The organism is Sphingomonas sp. GCM10030256 (assembly GCF_042666415.1).
Lineage (GTDB): Bacteria > Pseudomonadota > Alphaproteobacteria > Sphingomonadales > Sphingomonadaceae > Sphingomicrobium.
Genome location: NZ_JBHTDI010000002.1, coordinates 383920 through 400217, shown reverse-complemented (window position 1 = coordinate 400217; position 16298 = coordinate 383920). Strand labels below are relative to the sequence as shown.

The 16298-nt window shown below is 65.7% G+C and carries 16 protein-coding genes; 3 read left to right on the top strand and 13 right to left on the bottom strand.

Going from position 1 to position 16298, the window contains the following annotated elements:
* Positions 1-109: 109 nt before the first annotated feature.
* The 8 genes from rseP to rpsB form a co-directional block, all read right to left on the bottom strand.
* On the bottom strand, positions 110-1240 hold the full coding sequence (gene rseP, locus ACFQPG_RS09695; RefSeq protein WP_380813123.1) for an RIP metalloprotease RseP: 1131 nt from the start codon (positions 1238-1240) through the stop codon (positions 110-112).
* Positions 1240-2400: a 1-deoxy-D-xylulose-5-phosphate reductoisomerase gene (locus tag ACFQPG_RS09690; RefSeq protein ID WP_380812461.1), complete on the bottom strand. Its 1161-nt coding sequence runs from the start codon at positions 2398-2400 to the stop codon at positions 1240-1242. The genes rseP and ACFQPG_RS09690 overlap by 1 nt, the downstream gene beginning before the upstream one ends.
* Positions 2397-3056, bottom strand: a complete 660-nt coding sequence (locus ACFQPG_RS09685; protein WP_380812459.1) for a phosphatidate cytidylyltransferase — start codon at positions 3054-3056, stop codon at positions 2397-2399. The genes ACFQPG_RS09690 and ACFQPG_RS09685 overlap by 4 nt, the downstream gene beginning before the upstream one ends.
* Complete coding sequence (gene uppS, locus ACFQPG_RS09680) at positions 3053-3745, bottom strand: polyprenyl diphosphate synthase (protein WP_380812457.1); 693 nt, start codon at positions 3743-3745, stop codon at positions 3053-3055. Before uppS ends, ACFQPG_RS09685 begins: the two co-directional genes overlap by 4 nt.
* A gap of 89 nt (positions 3746-3834) precedes the next feature.
* The gene (gene frr / locus ACFQPG_RS09675; protein WP_380812455.1) at positions 3835-4392 is read right to left on the bottom strand and encodes a ribosome recycling factor; all 558 of its coding nucleotides are present in this window, start codon (positions 4390-4392) and stop codon (positions 3835-3837) included.
* Positions 4392-5120 carry a UMP kinase gene (gene pyrH, locus ACFQPG_RS09670; RefSeq protein WP_380812453.1) on the bottom strand — a complete coding sequence of 243 codons (729 nt, stop codon included), beginning with the start codon at positions 5118-5120 and terminating at the stop codon, positions 4392-4394. Before pyrH ends, frr begins: the two co-directional genes overlap by 1 nt.
* A 112-nt stretch (positions 5121-5232) precedes the next feature.
* A complete protein-coding gene (gene tsf / locus ACFQPG_RS09665) occupies positions 5233-6168 on the bottom strand; it encodes a translation elongation factor Ts (protein ID WP_380812451.1) in 936 nt (311 codons plus the stop codon).
* Positions 6169-6285: 117 nt separating this feature from the next.
* On the bottom strand, positions 6286-7038 hold the full coding sequence (gene rpsB / locus ACFQPG_RS09660) for a 30S ribosomal protein S2 (protein ID WP_380812449.1): 753 nt from the start codon (positions 7036-7038) through the stop codon (positions 6286-6288).
* A 271-nt stretch (positions 7039-7309) separates the two neighbouring features.
* Here rpsB and ACFQPG_RS09655 point away from each other — a divergent pair, with 271 nt between their 5' ends.
* A complete protein-coding gene (locus tag ACFQPG_RS09655) occupies positions 7310-7543 on the top strand; it encodes a hypothetical protein (protein ID WP_380812447.1) in 234 nt (77 codons plus the stop codon).
* Here ACFQPG_RS09655 and ACFQPG_RS09650 read toward each other — a convergent pair.
* Positions 7506-8231, bottom strand: a complete 726-nt coding sequence (locus tag ACFQPG_RS09650; RefSeq protein ID WP_380813120.1) for a CDP-alcohol phosphatidyltransferase family protein — start codon at positions 8229-8231, stop codon at positions 7506-7508. The two genes, ACFQPG_RS09655 and ACFQPG_RS09650, sit on opposite strands and share 38 nt — an antisense overlap.
* 44 nt (positions 8232-8275) lie before the next feature.
* Positions 8276-9004 (bottom strand): phosphatidylserine decarboxylase, encoded by a 729-nt coding sequence (locus tag ACFQPG_RS09645; RefSeq protein WP_380812445.1) that lies wholly within the window; start codon positions 9002-9004, stop codon positions 8276-8278.
* A 105-nt stretch (positions 9005-9109) separates the two neighbouring features.
* Between ACFQPG_RS09645 and ACFQPG_RS09640 the strand changes: the two genes are divergently transcribed.
* The gene (locus ACFQPG_RS09640) at positions 9110-10345 is read left to right on the top strand and encodes an NADP-dependent isocitrate dehydrogenase (RefSeq protein WP_380812443.1); all 1236 of its coding nucleotides are present in this window, start codon (positions 9110-9112) and stop codon (positions 10343-10345) included.
* Here ACFQPG_RS09640 and ACFQPG_RS09635 read toward each other — a convergent pair.
* On the bottom strand, positions 10333-11535 hold the full coding sequence (locus ACFQPG_RS09635) for an FAD-dependent oxidoreductase (protein ID WP_380812441.1): 1203 nt from the start codon (positions 11533-11535) through the stop codon (positions 10333-10335). The two genes, ACFQPG_RS09640 and ACFQPG_RS09635, sit on opposite strands and share 13 nt — an antisense overlap.
* 47 nt (positions 11536-11582) lie before the next feature.
* Positions 11583-11795, bottom strand: coding sequence for a DUF2945 domain-containing protein (locus ACFQPG_RS09630; protein ID WP_380812439.1), 213 nt, complete (start codon positions 11793-11795; stop codon positions 11583-11585).
* Positions 11796-11873: 78 nt separating this feature from the next.
* Between ACFQPG_RS09630 and ACFQPG_RS09625 the strand changes: the two genes are divergently transcribed.
* Entirely contained in the window at positions 11874-13619 is a 1746-nt protein-coding gene (locus ACFQPG_RS09625) for a cation:proton antiporter (RefSeq protein ID WP_380812437.1), read from the top strand.
* Between the two features lie 9 nt (positions 13620-13628).
* On the opposite strand, the gene alaS is transcribed toward ACFQPG_RS09625, so the two are convergent.
* A complete protein-coding gene (gene alaS, locus ACFQPG_RS09620) occupies positions 13629-16280 on the bottom strand; it encodes an alanine--tRNA ligase (protein ID WP_380812436.1) in 2652 nt (883 codons plus the stop codon).
* Positions 16281-16298 lie beyond the last annotated feature (18 nt).

The following is a 16298-nucleotide window of genomic DNA, read 5'->3' as shown; positions in this document are numbered from 1 at the left end:
TGATCAGCAATCACGCGCGTCCCCGCCCTTGTAGAAAAATCCGCCGCATCCTTGCGGCCGGGTGAAGTGGCGCCTGCCCTGCCCCAGACGTTCACCTCGATCAAGCATTCTAGCCGATCAATCGGCCCAACCGCTCCCACAGACCCAGCGAGCCGAGGTCGTTTACCGTGGTGAACAGCAGGAGGGTGAGCAACGCGGCAAGGCCCCCGCGGAACACCCACTCCTGGGTCCGTTCACCCAACGGTCGGCGGCGGACAGCCTCGACCGTGTAGAGGGCGAGGTGACCACCGTCGAGCATGGGAACTGGCAACAGGTTGATGAACCCAAGGTTTATAGAGAACAGGGCAACCAGGTGGATGAACTCGAACAGACCGATACTCGCAACCTGACCGGCGACCTGGGCCATCTTGATCGGGCCGCCAAGATCAGACACCGACCGCCGCCCCGTGATGATCTGCACGAGACCGTCGATCATGCTCCGGGTGGTCTTCAGCGTGGCTTCAACTGCTTCCGGGATCAGCTGCACGATCCCGACCCGTTCGAATCCGGGCCGGGGATTGCTGATCCCGAGGCGGCCGATCCGGTAGCGCTGCCCGAAGCGGTCCTGCTCCGTCACGGAATCGAGGCGGGCCTGCAGCCGAACGCGCCGACCGTCCCGGACGACGTCGATCGCCACCGCCTCGTTCGGCCGCAGCAGCGCGAAGTCGGAGATGTCGCGAAATTCCGCGATCCCCCGGCCGTTCATCGCCACGATCCGATCACCCGCCTCGATTCCCGCCCGCGCCGCAGCGGACTGGGGAGCGACTTGCCCGACCACGGGGGGAGTTCTTGGAACCCCGTAAGCCGCGAAGAATGCGGCGAAGATGGCTATGGCGAGCAGGAAGTTGGCGGCCGGGCCGGCAAGCACGACCAGGAAGCGCTGCCACACCGGCTTGGCGTGGAAGCTGCGCGCCCTAACATCGGGGGGCAGCTTGTCGAGGTCCTTGCCCATGCTCGCCGGGTCCATGTCGCCGGTGAAGCGGACGTAGCCGCCAAGAGGCAGCCAACCGACCTTCCACCGCGTCCCGCGCTTGTCGGTCCAGCCGGCGACCTCGCGGCCGAAGCCGATCGAGAAGGTCTCCGCGCCGACGCCGAACCAGCGGCCGACCCAGTAATGGCCAAGCTCGTGGATGAAGACCAAGGGACCAATCGCCGCGAGGAAGGCGATCAGCACGAGCCAAAGAGGCGGTTGGTCGAGGATCATGCCGCGCGGTCCGCAATGCGGTGACTCGTCCAGGAACGGGTCCTTCGATCCAGTTCAAGGACGTCTGCGATGGTATTGGGCGGAGCGGCGTTCATGGCATTCAGCGCGTCGGCTACAAGGTCCGCGATGGCTGAGAAATGAATGCGCCGGCCCAGAAAGGCGGCAACAGCGATCTCGTTGGCGGCGTTCAGGACCACGGGCGCCGCGCTGTCATGCTCGAGCGCCTGTCGCGCAAGCCGAAGGGCGGGAAAGCGTTGTTCGTCCGGCGCTTCGAAGCTCAGGTTGCCGATCGACAGCAGATCCAGCCGCTCGACCTCCGTCTTCATCCGCTTGGGCCAGGCGAGCGTGTGGGCGATCGGCACCCGCATGTCCGGGCTGCCGAGTTGGGCCAGTACCGACCCGTCGACATACTCGACCATTGAGTGGATCACCGACTGCGGATGAACGAGGATATCGATCCGTTCGGACCGCAGCCCGAACAGATGATGCGCCTCGATCAGCTCGAGGCCCTTGTTCATCATCGTCGCACTGTCGACGGAGATCTTGGCGCCCATCGACCAGTTCGGGTGGTCCACCGCCTGTTCGGGCGTGACCGTTGCCATCTCGCTCGTGGTGCGGGTGCGGAAAGGGCCTCCGCTGGCGGTCAGAAAGAGCTTTGCGACGCCGTCTCGGTCTTGCCCGGCAAGGCATTGAAAGATCGCATTATGTTCGGAATCGACCGGCAGGATCGTTGCGCCGCTGCGGGTGGCCGCGTCGATCATCAGGGCGCCAGCGGTAACCAGCGCTTCCTTGTTGGCGAGCGCGACGGTCTTGCCAGCCTCCACCGCAGCGACCACCGGCTCCAGCCCCGCGCAGCCGACGATTGCCGCCATCACCCAATCGGCGTCGCCGGTCGCCGCCTCGTGCAAGCCCTGCGCCCCAGCCGCCGCTCGAATGCCCGAGCCGGACAACGCGTCGCGCAAGCGGGGCAGCAGAGCCTCGTCAGCGATCACCGCCAGCCCGGCCCTGGTGCGCCGCGCGGAGGCGGCGAGCTGATCAACATTGCGCGCGGCGGTCAGGGCCGCCACCTCGAAGGCCTCCGGATCGGCCTCGATCAGGTCCAGCGTCGACCTGCCTACCGATCCGGTCGCGCCGAGGATGGCGACCCGGCGCCTCACCTGACCCCCGCCACGACCGCCACCCCGGTCAGCACCGCCACCGGAACGAGCCCGTCGAGCCGGTCGAGCACGCCACCATGCCCCGGGATGATTGCTCCGGCATCCTTGACTCCGGCCTTGCGCTTCAGCCAGCTTTCGAACAGGTCGCCGCCCGCCGCTGCAAGGGCGAACAGAGGTGCGAACAGCAGCCACAGCCAGTGAAGGTCGCGCTGCATCGCCCAGATGCCGGCGAGCAGCGTCGCGGCAATCACTCCGCCGACCAGGCCGGAGATGGTCTTGTTGGGGCTGATGCTGGGGGCGAGCTTGGGTCCGCCGAACGCCCGGCCGGCGAAGAACGCGCCGATGTCCGCCGCCCAAGTAACGATGAACGCCCACAGCACCAGGCTGAAACCTTCGTCATAGCCGCCCGGCACCTCCGCCCGCTCCCGCACCCACAGCAACGCCAACGCGGGGATCAGCGCGTAAAGGAAGCCGGCAGCGTTCCAGCCGAAGCCCCAGCCGCGGACCAGCCGTGCCCATTCATAGTACATCACGGTCGCGGCGGCGGCGACGAACACGGCGAAGACCGTCCCCCCGAACCATTCGGCGGTCAGCGCCACCAGGATCATCGCTACGCCCGCGACGGTGCGCAGCCCGACTTCGCCTAATCGCTTCATCGGCCACCGAAGCGGCGCTGGCGGCGGGCGAATTCGGCGAGCGCCGCGTTGAACGCCGCCTCGTCGAAGTCCGGCCACAACGTCTCGGTAAACACCAGTTCGGCGTAAGCGGCCTGCCAGAGCAGGAAGTTGGACAGGCGGACCTCGCCCGAGGTGCGGATCAGCAGGTCGAGTTGCGGGAGGTCATGGGTCTGCAGGAGCGAGCCGATCGCCTGCTCGTCGATCGCATGCGGATCGATCTCGCCGCGTGCCGCCTTTCCCGCCAATTCCCGGGCCGCCGAAGCGATCTCCGCCTGCGAGCCGTAGTTCAGCGCGACCACCAGGGTCAGTCGGTCATTGGCTGCGGTCTCCGCGACCGCGCGCTGCAGGCGGTCGTACAGGTCATTGCCAAATGCCCCCGGCTCGCCGATCAGCTTCAGCTTGACCCGCTCGCGCTTGAGCGTTTCAAGCTCGCGCTCGACATAGTAGCGCATCAGGCCCTTGAGATCGGCCACTTCCTCTTCCGACCGTCGCCAGTTCTCCGAGGAGAAGGCGTAGACGGTCAGCACTTCCACGCCGGCGTCGGCCGCGGCCTGCATTGCCCGGCGGACGGACTCCGCACCAGCCCGGTGACCCGCCACCCGCGGCAAGTGCCGGCGTTCGGCCCAGCGGCCGTTGCCATCCATGATGATGGCCACGTGGCGGGGCACGGAAGACCTTCCGCCTCCCCCGTTCGTGTCGAGTGAAGTCGCGACACTCCCCTCGACTTCGCTCGGGACGAACGGAGTCAAGGTCCTGCTCACTTGCCGAGGATTTCCTTTTCCTTAGCGATGGCGGTGGCATCGATCTCCTTGATCGTATCGTCGGTCAGCTTCTGGACTTCGGTGTCGAGCCGCTTGTGCTCGTCCTCGCTGATCTCCTTCTTCTTCTCGTCGGTCTTGAGCGCGTCCATGCCGTCGCGGCGGACGTTGCGCACGGCGATGCGCGCCTTTTCCGCATATTGGCTGGCGAGCTTGGCCAGCTCCTTGCGGCGCTCCTCGGTGAGATCGGGAATGGGAAGGCGGATCATCTGCCCGTCGACGATGGGATTGATGCCCAGGCCGGCATTGCGGATCGCCTTCTCGACCGCCGACAGGTTGGACTTGTCCCAGACCTGTACCGACAGCAGCCGCGGCTCCGGCGCCGACACGGTGGCAACCTGGTTGATCGGCATGTTGGCGCCGTACACCTCGACCTGCACCGGATCGAGCAGGGCGGTAGATGCACGCCCGGTGCGCAGGCCGCCCAGGTCATGCTTCAACGCTTCCACGGCACCATGCATCCGGCGCTGGATATCGGCCTTGCTGTAGGCGGGCATCAGTTCACTCCTTCATGCTGGACGATGGTCGCAGTGCCATCGCCGGCCAGCACGCGGGCAAGGTTGCCCGGCTGGCGGATGTTGAAAACAACGATCGGGATATTGTTGTCGCGGCACAAGGCAACCGCCGCGGCGTCCATGATCTTGAGGTCCTCGGCCAGCACCTGGTCGAAGCCGATCGTGTCGAACCGGGTCGCGTCTGCGACCTTCTTGGGGTCGGCGCTGTACACCCCGTCGACGCTGGTGCCCTTGAACAGCGCGTTGCACTTCATCTCGGCGGCGCGGAGCGCTGCGCCGGTGTCGGTGGTGAAATAGGGGCTGCCGACGCCCGCGGCGAAGATCACCACCCGGCCCTTGGCAAGGTGGCGCTCGGCTCGGCGGCGGATCACCGGCTCGCACACCTGGTCCATCTTGATCGCCGACTGGACGCGCGTCTCGACGCCCATCTGTTCCAGCGCGTTCTGCATCGCGAGAGCGTTCATGACGGTCGCCAGCATGCCCATGTAGTCGGCCTGCGCGCGGTCCATGCCCTGCGCGGCCCCCGCCATTCCGCGGAAGATGTTGCCGCCGCCAATAACGAGGCAGAGTTCGAAGCCGATTTCCTTGGCCGCCTTCACTTCGGCGGCGATGCCCGCGACCGTGTCGGGATCGATCCCGAACTGCCCCGGCCCCATCAATGCCTCACCCGACAGCTTCAGCAGGATCCGGTTGAAGCGGGGGCGGGTCATGAGGCTCCTTGCAGCATGGTCGTGTGTCGCGGATGCGAAACGGGGCGGACGCGCTTCTATGGCCCGCCCGCCCCGTTGCCAACTGTCTTCTCCCGAACGCGGGAGCGGAGGCTTACGCCGCCTTGTTGGTCCCGGCCGCCGCCGCGACCTCGGCCGCGAAGTCGCTCTCGGCCTTTTCGATGCCTTCGCCGAGCTGGAAGCGCTTGAACGCCTTCAGGTGCACGGGCGCGCCGCACTCCTTGGCCGCTCCGGACACGACGTCGCTGACGGGGGTCTTGTTGTCCATGACAAAGAGCTGGCTCAGAAGCGCGCTCTCCTTCTTGAACTTGGCGATCGCGCCTTCGACCATCTTTTCGACGATGTTGGCGGGCTTGCCGCTTTCCTTGGCCTTTTCGGCCGCGATCGCGCGCTCACGTTCGATCAGTTCGGCATCCAGCTCGTCCGCGTGAAGCGACAACGGGTTGGCGGCCGCGATGTGCATCGCCAGCTGCTTGCCGAGCGTCTGCAGCGTCTCGGCCGGAGCCGAACCCTCCAGCGCGACCAGCACGCCGATCTTGCCGAGGCCAGGAACGACCGCGTTGTGGACATAGCTGACCACTGCGCCTTCGCTCACTTCCAGGACTGCGGTCCGGCGAAGCGACTGGTTCTCGCCGATGGTGGCGATGTTGTTGGTCAGCGTCTCGGCAACCGTGCCGCCGCCCGGATAAGCTGCGTTGTTCAGCGCCTCCACATCGCCGCCGGTCTGCAGCGAGAGCTGAGCGACGTTGCGAACGAAGTCCTGGAACTGTTCGTTCTTGGCAACGAAATCGGTCTCCGAGTTGACCTCGACCACCGCGCCGCGGGTGCCCTCGACGGCCACGCCGACAAGGCCTTCGGCGGCCGTCCGGCCGGCCTTCTTGGCGGCGGCGGCGAGCCCCTTGGTGCGCAGCCAGTCGATCGACGCTTCCATTTCGCCGTTGTTCTCGGCGAGCGCCTTCTTGCAGTCCATCATGCCCGCGCCGGTGCGCTCGCGCAGTTCCTTCACTGCAGCGGCCGTGATCTCAGCCATGTCTCTTACCTCATAACTCCCCTCCCGCTGGCGGGAGGGGTTGGGGGTGGGTGTGTGAGAGAAGGCGGGCATCGTAGGCCCGCCCCTCGGTCCCTCCCGCGAGCGGGAGGGAAAATGTTACGCCAGAGCAGCTTCGGCCGGCGGTTCGGCCATCGAGCCAATGTCCTCGCCGCGGGCCTGGGCACCGCCGGCCTTACCGGAAGACGCGGCCGAGGCGATCGCTTCGCAATACAGGCGAATGGCGCGGCTGGCGTCGTCGTTGCCCGGCACCGGGAACGCAATGCCTTGCGGGTTCGAGTTCGAATCGAGGATCGCCACAACCGGAATGCCGAGCACGTTGGCTTCCTTGATGGCGAGTTCTTCCTTGTTCGAGTCGACCACGAACATGACGTCAGGAAGGCCGCCCATGTCGCGGATGCCGCCCAGGCTCTTCTCCAGCTTGTCACGCTCGCGGGTCAGCTGGAGCACTTCCTTCTTGGTCAGACCGGCGGTGTCGCCGCTCAGCTGCTCCTCGAGGCTCTTGAGCCGCTTGATCGAGTTGCTGATCGTCTTCCAGTTGGTGAGCATGCCGCCAAGCCAGCGGTGATTGACGAAATGTTGACCCGACTGGCGAGCGGCTTCGGCAACCGCGTCCTGCGCCTGACGCTTGGTGCCGACGAACAGCACCTTGCCGCCGCGGCCAACGCTCTGCGACACGAAGTCGAGCGCACGGGCGAACAGCGGAACGCTCTGCGACAGGTCGATGATGTGAACGCCGTTCCGCTCGCCGAAAATGTACGGCTTCATCCGCGGATTCCAGCGGTGGGTCTGGTGGCCGAAGTGCGCTCCGGCTTCAAGCAATTGCTGCATCGTGACGACAGGTGCCGCCATGGTCTTTCTCCTTCCGGTTAGCCTCTGCGGAGTCGAGAACCCTGGCGAACCAGGGCACCGGTGATGATGACTCCGCATGCGGGATGGCGGCGCCCCTAGCCCAGACAACTCAGCCCTTCAAGGCCCCTGTCGTTCGCCGGCTGTGGAGAACTTTCCGCTTGACCTGTGAGAACGGAAAGGGAACATTGGCTCAGAAGCTTGGTTTTCAGGCCCGTTCCGGAACGAAACGAATCGTGAGTGAGTTGAACGGCCAAACAAAGGAAGAACGCTGATGCTGATCGCTCTTGCTGCCCTCCCCTTCCTCGCCGGCCTGTGGCTGGCTGCCGTCGTGATTGCCTCGGCGGTTGAGGAGGACGGCGCGAAGATCGTCGCCGCCCTTCGGGGGCGCTCGCTGCTTGCAGAGCCAGCCGTGAGCACCCGGCCGGTCGTGGTTCAGTTCGCGTCCCGCCGGGTGGCCGCCCGGCGGCCTATGCGGGTCGAAGCTCAGCTGCGCGCCGCCGCCTGACCCTGGAGTAAGAGGCTATGCTGACCGGCAGCATAGCCAGATACAGCGCGGAGATCGCCAGCAGGGTCAGCCACGGTTCGCTGAGCAGTGCCGCACCGAGCAGCGCCACGCCGGCGAGCGCGAACAGTCGCCATCCGCTGCGGATCCGGATGGAAGCCCAGCTGAACGTTGGAACGCTGGAGATCATCAGCAGCGCGATGAACAAGGTCCATGGCATCACCAGCCGCCAATCCTGGAACAGTGCATTGTCGCTGATCAGCCAAAGGTAGATCGGAACGAAGGCGAGTCCGGCGCCGGCCGGTGCCGGGACTCCGGTGTTGAAGCCCGCCGACTTATGCGGCTGATCAGCGCTGTCGATCCGCGCGTTGAACCGAGCGAGGCGAAGCGCGCAGCACACTGCCAGCGCGAGCGCGGCCGTCCATCCGAACCGCGGTGCGAACTGCAAGGACCAGAGAAAGACTACCAGCGCCGGCGCCGTTCCGAACGCAATATTGTCGGCCAGGCTGTCGAGCTCCGCGCCGAACCTGCTTTGCGCCTTCAGCGCCCGGGCAATGCGCCCGTCCATCCCGTCGAGTACACCGGCAAACACGATGCACGCCAGCGCCAGCTCCCACCGTTCTCCGATGGCGAACCGGACGCCCGAAAGCCCGAAGCAGAGTACAAGGGCGGTGACGGCATTCGGCACCATTGCCCGAAAGGGGAGCCCTCGGGTGGCTGCGGCCGGGGCTTCGTTCACTGGCTCGCCCCGGTCAGTCCCGGATCGACGCCCAATTCGGCGATCACCGTTTCTCCGGCAATCGCACGTTGTCCCAGGAGAAGCCGCGAGCCGGTTCCGGCTGGAAGATATACATCGACGCGGCTGCCGAACCGGATCAGCCCGATCCGCTCGCCCGCCGTGACCCGGTCTCCTTCGCTGACGAACGCCAGGATCCGGCGGGCGACCAACCCGGCTATCTGGGTGAAACCGATCTTCACGCCGTCAGCGGATTCCACGAGGAAGTGCTGCCGCTCATTGTCCTCGCTTGCTTTGTCCAGGTCGGCGTTGAGGAACTTGCCCGGAACATAGGCGATGCGGCGGACGGTCCCGGCGATCGGCGAGCGATTGATGTGAACGTCGAACACGCTCATGAAAATCGACACACGCGTGAACTGCCGGTCCCCAAGGTCGGTCCGCAGCTCGGCCGGTGCAGGCACCTGGGTGATCATGGTGACCAGCCCATCGGCAGGCGAGACGATAAGCGAAGGCTTCACCGGCGTGGTGCGGACCGGATCGCGGAAGAAAGCCGCGACCCAGATAGTGACGCCGATCAGCAGCCACCCGAAGAACGGCGACAAGAGCCAGTAGACCGCAAGCGCGATCCCGGCGGCGATCACTACATATTTGCGGCCTTCCGGGTGAACGGAAGGAAAGCGCCACTTCACGGCGGTAAGCTGGCTGTCGGGATTGGCGATCTGAGGCATGTGCCTCCCCTACCCGGCGGAAGTCGCGCGAACAACCGCCGCCGTTGCCAGAGCGCCGCGCCGCCGATAAGGCGCCGCTCAAATTCCAGACAACAGGACAGGCACATGGCCAAGATCAAGGTGAAGAACCCGGTCGTCGAGCTCGACGGCGACGAGATGACCCGCATCATCTGGCAATGGATCCGCGAACGGCTGATCCAGCCTTATCTCGACATTGACCTGCTCTACTACGACCTGTCGGTCGAGAACCGCGACGCGACCGAGGACAAGGTTACGGTCGAGGCTGCCAACGCGATCAAGCAACACGGCGTCGGCGTGAAATGCGCCACCATCACGCCCGACGAGCAGCGGGTCGAGGAATTCAGCCTCAAGAAGATGTGGAAGTCGCCCAACGGCACCATCCGCAACATCCTCGGCGGCGTCGTCTTCCGCGAGCCGATCGTCATCGCCAACGTGCCCCGGCTGATCCCCGGCTGGACCGACCCCATCGTCGTCGGCCGTCATGCGTTCGGCGATCAGTACAAGGCGACCGATTTCAAGGTCCCTGGCGCCGGCAAGCTGACCATGAAGTGGCAGGGCGAGAACGGCGAGACCATCGAGCATGAAGTGTTCGAGTTCCCCGCCGCCGGCGTTGCCATGGGCATGTACAATCTGGACGAAAGCATCCGCGACTTTGCCCGCGCCTGCCTCAACTACGGCCTGAACCGCGGCTGGCCGGTGTACCTGTCGACCAAGAACACCATCCTCAAGGCTTATGACGGGCGCTTCAAGGACATCTTTCAGGAGGTGTTCGACGCCGAGTTCAAGGACGCCTTCGACAAGGCCGGCATCGAATATCAGCACCGCCTGATCGACGACATGGTGGCGTCCGCGCTGAAGTGGAGCGGCAAGTTCGTTTGGGCCTGCAAGAATTACGACGGTGACGTTCAGTCCGACCAGGTGGCGCAGGGCTTCGGGTCACTGGGCCTGATGACCTCGGTCCTGACCACGCCCGACGGCAAGACGGTCGAGGCCGAAGCCGCTCACGGCACCGTCACCCGCCACTACCGGATGCACCAGCAGGGCAAGGCGACCTCGACCAACCCGATCGCGTCCATCTTCGCGTGGACCGGCGGCCTCAAGTATCGTGGCAAGTTCGACGACACGCCCGAGGTGGTGAAGTTCGCCGAAACGCTGGAGCGCGTCTGCGTCGAAACAGTGGAAAGCGGCCAGATGACCAAGGACCTCGCCATCCTGGTCGGCCCGGACCAGCCGTGGATGACCACCGAGCAATTCTTCGAGGCGATCCGCTCCAATCTCGAAAAGGCCATGACGGCCGAGGGCATCGGTCAGGCCGCGTAAGCGTCCGGACTACGCACCCGCTCCCGCCGCACTCCCAGGCCGATCAGTCGCCCGGGAATGCGGCGGAGCAGCGGGACTGCGTCCAAAAGCCGCACGACCGCGGGCGCTTCACGGATCGGATCACCGCTTTCGAGCAACTGACCAATGATCTGGTCCTGCGCCAGTTTCTGCGCGCTCTGCACAAGGCGAGTGGGCAGCAGGCGACGCTCCTGAACCTTGCCGAGCAGCGGGTCGACCGCTCGCCCCTCTGCTAGCGGAGCAGCAAGGATATTGGCAGCAGCCACCGCATCCTGGATCGCCAGGTTGATGCCGATGCCGCCGATCGGCGACATGGCATGCGCCGCATCGCCGATCGCCAGCAATCCGGGACGCCACCAGCGGGTCAGCCGGTCCAGCGCAACGCTGAGCAGGTGAAGGTCGGACAGCTCGTCCAGTTCGGTGAGATCCAGATCGTCGGCAGCCTTCGCCACCTCCGACCGAATATGGCCGATCCCCCTGGCGGTAAGCTCGTCCGCCTTTCCCTTGGGGATCAGGAAGGCGCATTGCCAATAATTGCCACGATCAATCAGGACGAGGATGCGGCCGCGGTCGAAGCTTCCGCGCAAAGCCTGGCCGCCATCATCGCGCTTTGCTAACCGGAACCAGAACACGTCCATCGGTGCTCCGAGGACCTCTACGGGCAGCATTCCTTCCCGCCGCACGATCGATGATCGGCCATCGGCAGCGAGCGTCAGAGTTCCCCGCCGCCCGGTCCCATCGCTCAAGCGGACGCCCGCGACCCGCCCGCCTTCCTCGATGAAGGCGTCGACCGAAGCCTTCATCTCCAGCTGGAACCCGGGAAAAGCGCTCGCCTCTTCGCGAAGGAAGTCCAGGAAATCCCATTGCGGCATCATCGCGATGAACGGTGCGGGCGTGCGGAGATGGGTAAGGTCGCCTATCGTGAACAGTCGACCCGCGATCTTGAGTTGGGCCTTGTCAAGCCGGTGGTGGGGTCGCTGCAGAAAACGCTCCAGCATGCCCAGTTGGTGCAATACCTCCATGGTCGAGGGGTGAACCGTGTCCCCGCGAAAGTCCCGGAAGAAGTCGGCATGCTTCTCCAACACCCGTACTTGGCACCCTGCGCGCGCGAACAGCAGGCCGGCCATGACGCCCGCGGGACCACCTCCGACAACGATGAGACCGTCGGTCATGCCCGAGAATGACAGATTGCCGGCGCCGGCAGAAGCCGGCGGCTCGATCAAACTTTCTTCAGCGACTCCGGCTTGTGCGCGGCTTCCTTGCCGCTCTTGTCGCTCTTCACCAAATACTCCGGATTGTCCTTGGACGCGGCGACGTGATGACCCTTGATCTCCATCGGGCTCGTCAGCTTGCGTTCGACGCGACCGACCGACTTGCCGCCGCTCGACGCCCATTTGACCTTGTCGCCCTTCTGGAACGTCTTGTCCGCCATCACCGGGTCTCCTGCTTCGCCCGCACAAACGAGCCGTGGTGCGCTTGGCTCCGGGCGTAACGCCTGCTTAATGACCGCATGGCGGGTGAACTCGGCGGCCACGGGCTGCATGATGCATTGGTGATCCTGGGTGCCGCGGGCGTGGTCATCCCCGCCTTCGCGCGGCTCAAGATCTCGCCGGTGATCGGGTTCATCCTAGTGGGGATCGCAGTCGGTCCGGCCGGGCTGGGCGCTCTCGCCGCACAGCATCCCTGGCTCGAACCGCTGACCATCACCCAGCGGGAGAGAATCGATCCTTTCGCGGAGTTCGGGATCCTTCTCCTGCTGTTCGCCATTGGCCTCGAGCTCAGTTTTCGCCGGCTGTTCTCCATGCGCAAGGCGGTGTTCGGGCTTGGCGGAGCGCAGATGGCCGGAACCGCGCTCATCATTGCCGCGGCCTTGATGAGTTCCGGCGCCCGTCCCTCAAGCGCGGCAATCCTGGGCCTTGCGCTCGCCATGTCGTCCACCGCTCTGGTCATGCCGATTGCCGGGACCACCAGCCCGGTCGGCAGGGCTGCGTTCGCGATGCTGTTGTTCCAAGACCTCGCCTTGGTGCCGATCCTCTTCACGCTGGACGCCAAGGGATCCGCGGACAACCTCGGGGTGGTGGTGGCGTCCGGAGTGGCGGTGGTTACGGCCCTGCTGATTGCCGGACGTTTCCTGCTGCCGTCGCTGTTCGCCCAGGCAGCGCGCACCAAGAATCCGGAAACCTTTTTCGCCACCAGCCTGCTCGTGGTCATGCTGGCCAGCCTCGCCACCGGAGCGATCGGACTTGGAGCCGCGATGGGGGCGCTGATCGCTGGTCTCCTGATCGCCGAAACCGACTATCGGGCCGAGGTCGAGGTCATCACCGCCCCTCTTCGCGGCCTGGCGCTCGGCATCTTCCTCATCACCATCGGCATGCGGCTTGATGCCGGCTCGCTGATCGGACGGTGGCCGGACGTGATCGGCGCCACGCTCGCGATCCTTGCCGCCAAGAGTCTGCTCGTGTTCCTCCTCCTGCGGGTGCGCGGGCACCGGCGAAGCGTCTCACTGGAAACCGGCCTGCTGCTCGCCAGCCCGTCGGAGCTCACCCTGATCGTGCTGGCAAGCGCAGCCGCCGCCGCGCTGATTACGACCGAGCAGGCGGCCTTCTGGACGCTGGTCACGGCCATCGGGCTGACCCTCACCCCATTGCTGGCGCTCGTCGGCCGCCGTCTCTCGCGCCGGGTCGACCCGCAGGTGCTGGAGACCGACGGGCTCGGGACGGAAGGGGTGACGCTGATCGCGGGGTTCGGCCGGGTCGGCAGGATTGTCGCCGACATGATGATCAGCCACGGGCGACCGTATCTCGGCGTGGACGGCGACATCGACAATGTCGCGGAGGCGCGGGCAGCGGGTTACCGCGTCATCTTTGGCGACGTGGCGCGAGGCGACATCGTCAGCCGCTTCGGCCTGCAGCGCGCGGCGGCCGTGGTCCTGACCATGGACGATCCGGTGCTGACCGTCCGGCTGGCACGAGGTATCCGCGGCGAGTGCCCGACCCTGTCGATCATCGCCCGGGCCCGCGATGCCGCGCATGCTGCCCAGCTCTACAAGGCCGGCGCAACCGATGCTGTCCCGGAAACCATGGAAGGATCGCTGCAGATGTCCGAAGCGGTGCTGGTCGACATCGGCGTGGCGATGGGCCCGGTCATCGCTTCCATCCACGAGAAACGGTCGGAACTGCGCGCCGAAATCCGCGAGCAGGGCGAGCTGGCCGAGGAGCCGGCGCTCGGACGTCGGCGGGTGCGGGACCGAACCTAGACGTTCGGTTCAGGCGTTTACCCGCGCCAGCTGCTCCTTCAGTGCGGCCAGCGCTTCCTGCGCCTTGTCGCCGTGCGGCCCGCCTCCCTGCGCCATGTCGGGCCGCCCGCCGCCACCTTGCCCGCCAAGGGCGGTCACCGCGGCCTTCACGAGATCGACGGCGCTGACCTGGCCGGTCAGGTCGCTGGTGACTCCAACCGCCACGCTCGCCCGGCCCTCGTTTACAGCCACCAGAGCGGCGATCCCGGAGCCGAGCTGGCTTTTCATCGCGTCAACCTCACTGCGCAGCGACTTGGGATCGAGCCCCTCGACTGCCTGCCCGAGGAAGGCGAAACCGGCAACCTGTTCCGGGCCCGCAACCTCCGCCTGGCCGCCGCCGCCCATGGCCAGCTGTTTCCTGACTTCGGCCAGTTCCCGCTCCAATCGGCGGGCATTCTCCACCAGAGCGGCCACCCGGGCCGGCACCTCGTCGGGAGCAGCCTTGAGGCTGGCCGCGATTTCCCGCAGCCGCTGGTCGCGCCCAAGCAGCCACTGGCGCGCCGCTTCGCCGGTCAGCGCCTCGATGCGCCGGACGCCAGAACTCACCGCGCTTTCCGAGACGATCTTGAACAGGGCGATGTCGCCCAGCGCGTTGACGTGAGTACCGCCGCACAGCTCAACCGAATAGTCGGACGCGTCCGCCACACCCATCGACAGGACGCGCACCTCGTCGCCGTATTTCTCGCCGAACAGCGCCATCGCCCCGGCGGAAATCGCCTCGTCCGGGCTCATCAGCCGAGTCGAGACCGGCTGGTTGTGGCGAATCTGGGAGTTCACCTCCGACTCGATCGCGGCGATGTCGTCCGCGCTCAACGCCGCATTGTGGGAGAAGTCGAACCGCAGCCTGTCAGGCGCGACCAGGCTGCCCTTCTGTGTCACATGCGTGCCCAGCCGATGCCGGAGCGCGGCATGGAGCAGGTGCGTTGCCGAATGATTGGCGCGAATGGCCCGGCGACGTTCCTCGTCCACGGTCTGGTGGAGCGTCTCGCCGACTGCGACCTCACCCTTTTCAACCCTCGTTCGCAGGACATGAAGCCGGCCGAGGGGCTTTGATGTTTCGAGAACATCGCCTTCAAAGTTCTTGAGACTGGTCAGTTTGCCAGCATCGCCGACCTGTCCGCCGCTTTCAGCGTAGAACGGCGTCTGGTTAAGCAGGATCTGGACCTCGCCGGTGGCCGCACGCTCCGCCCGCTCACCGTCTTGTACGATCGCCAGCACCACACCTTCGCCCTCATGGCCCGAATAGCCGGTGAACTCGGTCGAGCCATACTCCTCGGCCAGGTCGAACCACAATTCGTCCGACGCCTTCTCGCCCGAGCCCTTCCAGGCGGCTCGCGCAGCGGCCTTCTGCTGCGCCATCGCCTCGTCGAATCCGGCACGGTCGACGGCCATGCCGCGCGCTCTCAGCGCGTCTTCGGTCAGGTCGTAGGGGAAGCCGTAGGTGTCGTAGAGCTTGAAGGCCGTTGCGCCGGGCAGCGTGCCGTTTTCCCCCATGTCTTGGGTGGCTTCGTCGAGCAGCTTGAGACCATTTGCCAGCGTTCGCCGGAAGCGCGTCTCTTCCTGCTGCAGCGTCGCCTCGATCAGCGGCTGGGCCCGCACGAGTTCAGGGTAAGCCGAGCCCATCTCCGCGACCAGCGCCGGAACAAGCCGGTGCATCAACGGCTCCTTCGCGCCCAGCAGATGAGCGTGACGCATTGCCCGCCGCATGATCCGGCGCAGCACATAGCCCCGCCCCTCGTTGGCCGGTAGAACCCCGTCCGCCACGAGGAAGCCCGACGTGCGCAGGTGATCGGCGATCACGCGGTGGCTCGCCTGACTCTCGCCCTCCGCCCGCGTCCCCGTCAGCTCCTCGGAGGCGTGGATCAGCGCCTTGAACGTGTCGGTGTCGTAATTGTCGTGCACGCCCTGCATCACCGCGGCGATGCGCTCCAGACCCATGCCGGTATCAATCGACGGCTTGGGAAGATCGGAAACGATCACGTCGTTTTCCTGCAGGTGCTGCATGAAGACGAGGTTCCAGATCTCGACGAAGCGGTCGCCGTCTTCATCCGCCGACCCCGGGGGCCCCCCGGGGATGTGGTCGCCGTGATCGTAGAAGATCTCCGAGCATGGGCCGCTTGGGCCATCCGGCCCCATCGCCCAGAAATTGTCTTTGGTCGCGATGCGGATGATACGGCTGTCGGGCAGGCCGGCGATCTGCTTCCACAGGTCGAACGCCTGATCGTCGGTGTGATAGACCGTGACCGTCAGCCGGTCCGCCGCAAGCCCCCACTCCTTGGTGAGCAGGTTCCACGCCAACTCGATCGCGCGATCCTTGAAATAATCCCCGAACGAGAAATTTCCGAGCATTTCGAAGAAGGTGTGGTGCCGCGCCGTATAGCCGACATTGTCGAGGTCGTTGTGCTTGCCACCGGCCCGAACGCACTTCTGCGAGGAGGCGGCGGTCGTGAACGGCCGCGTTTCCAGTCCGGTGAAGACATTCTTGAACGGCACCATGCCGGCGTTAACGAACATCAGCGTCGGATCATTCTGCGGCACCAGCGGCGCCGATGCCTGGCGCGAATGCCCCTGCCCTTCGAAATAGTCGAGGAAGCCGCGGCGAATGTCGTTCGTGGAAGTCATGGTGCGCGCCTCTATCAC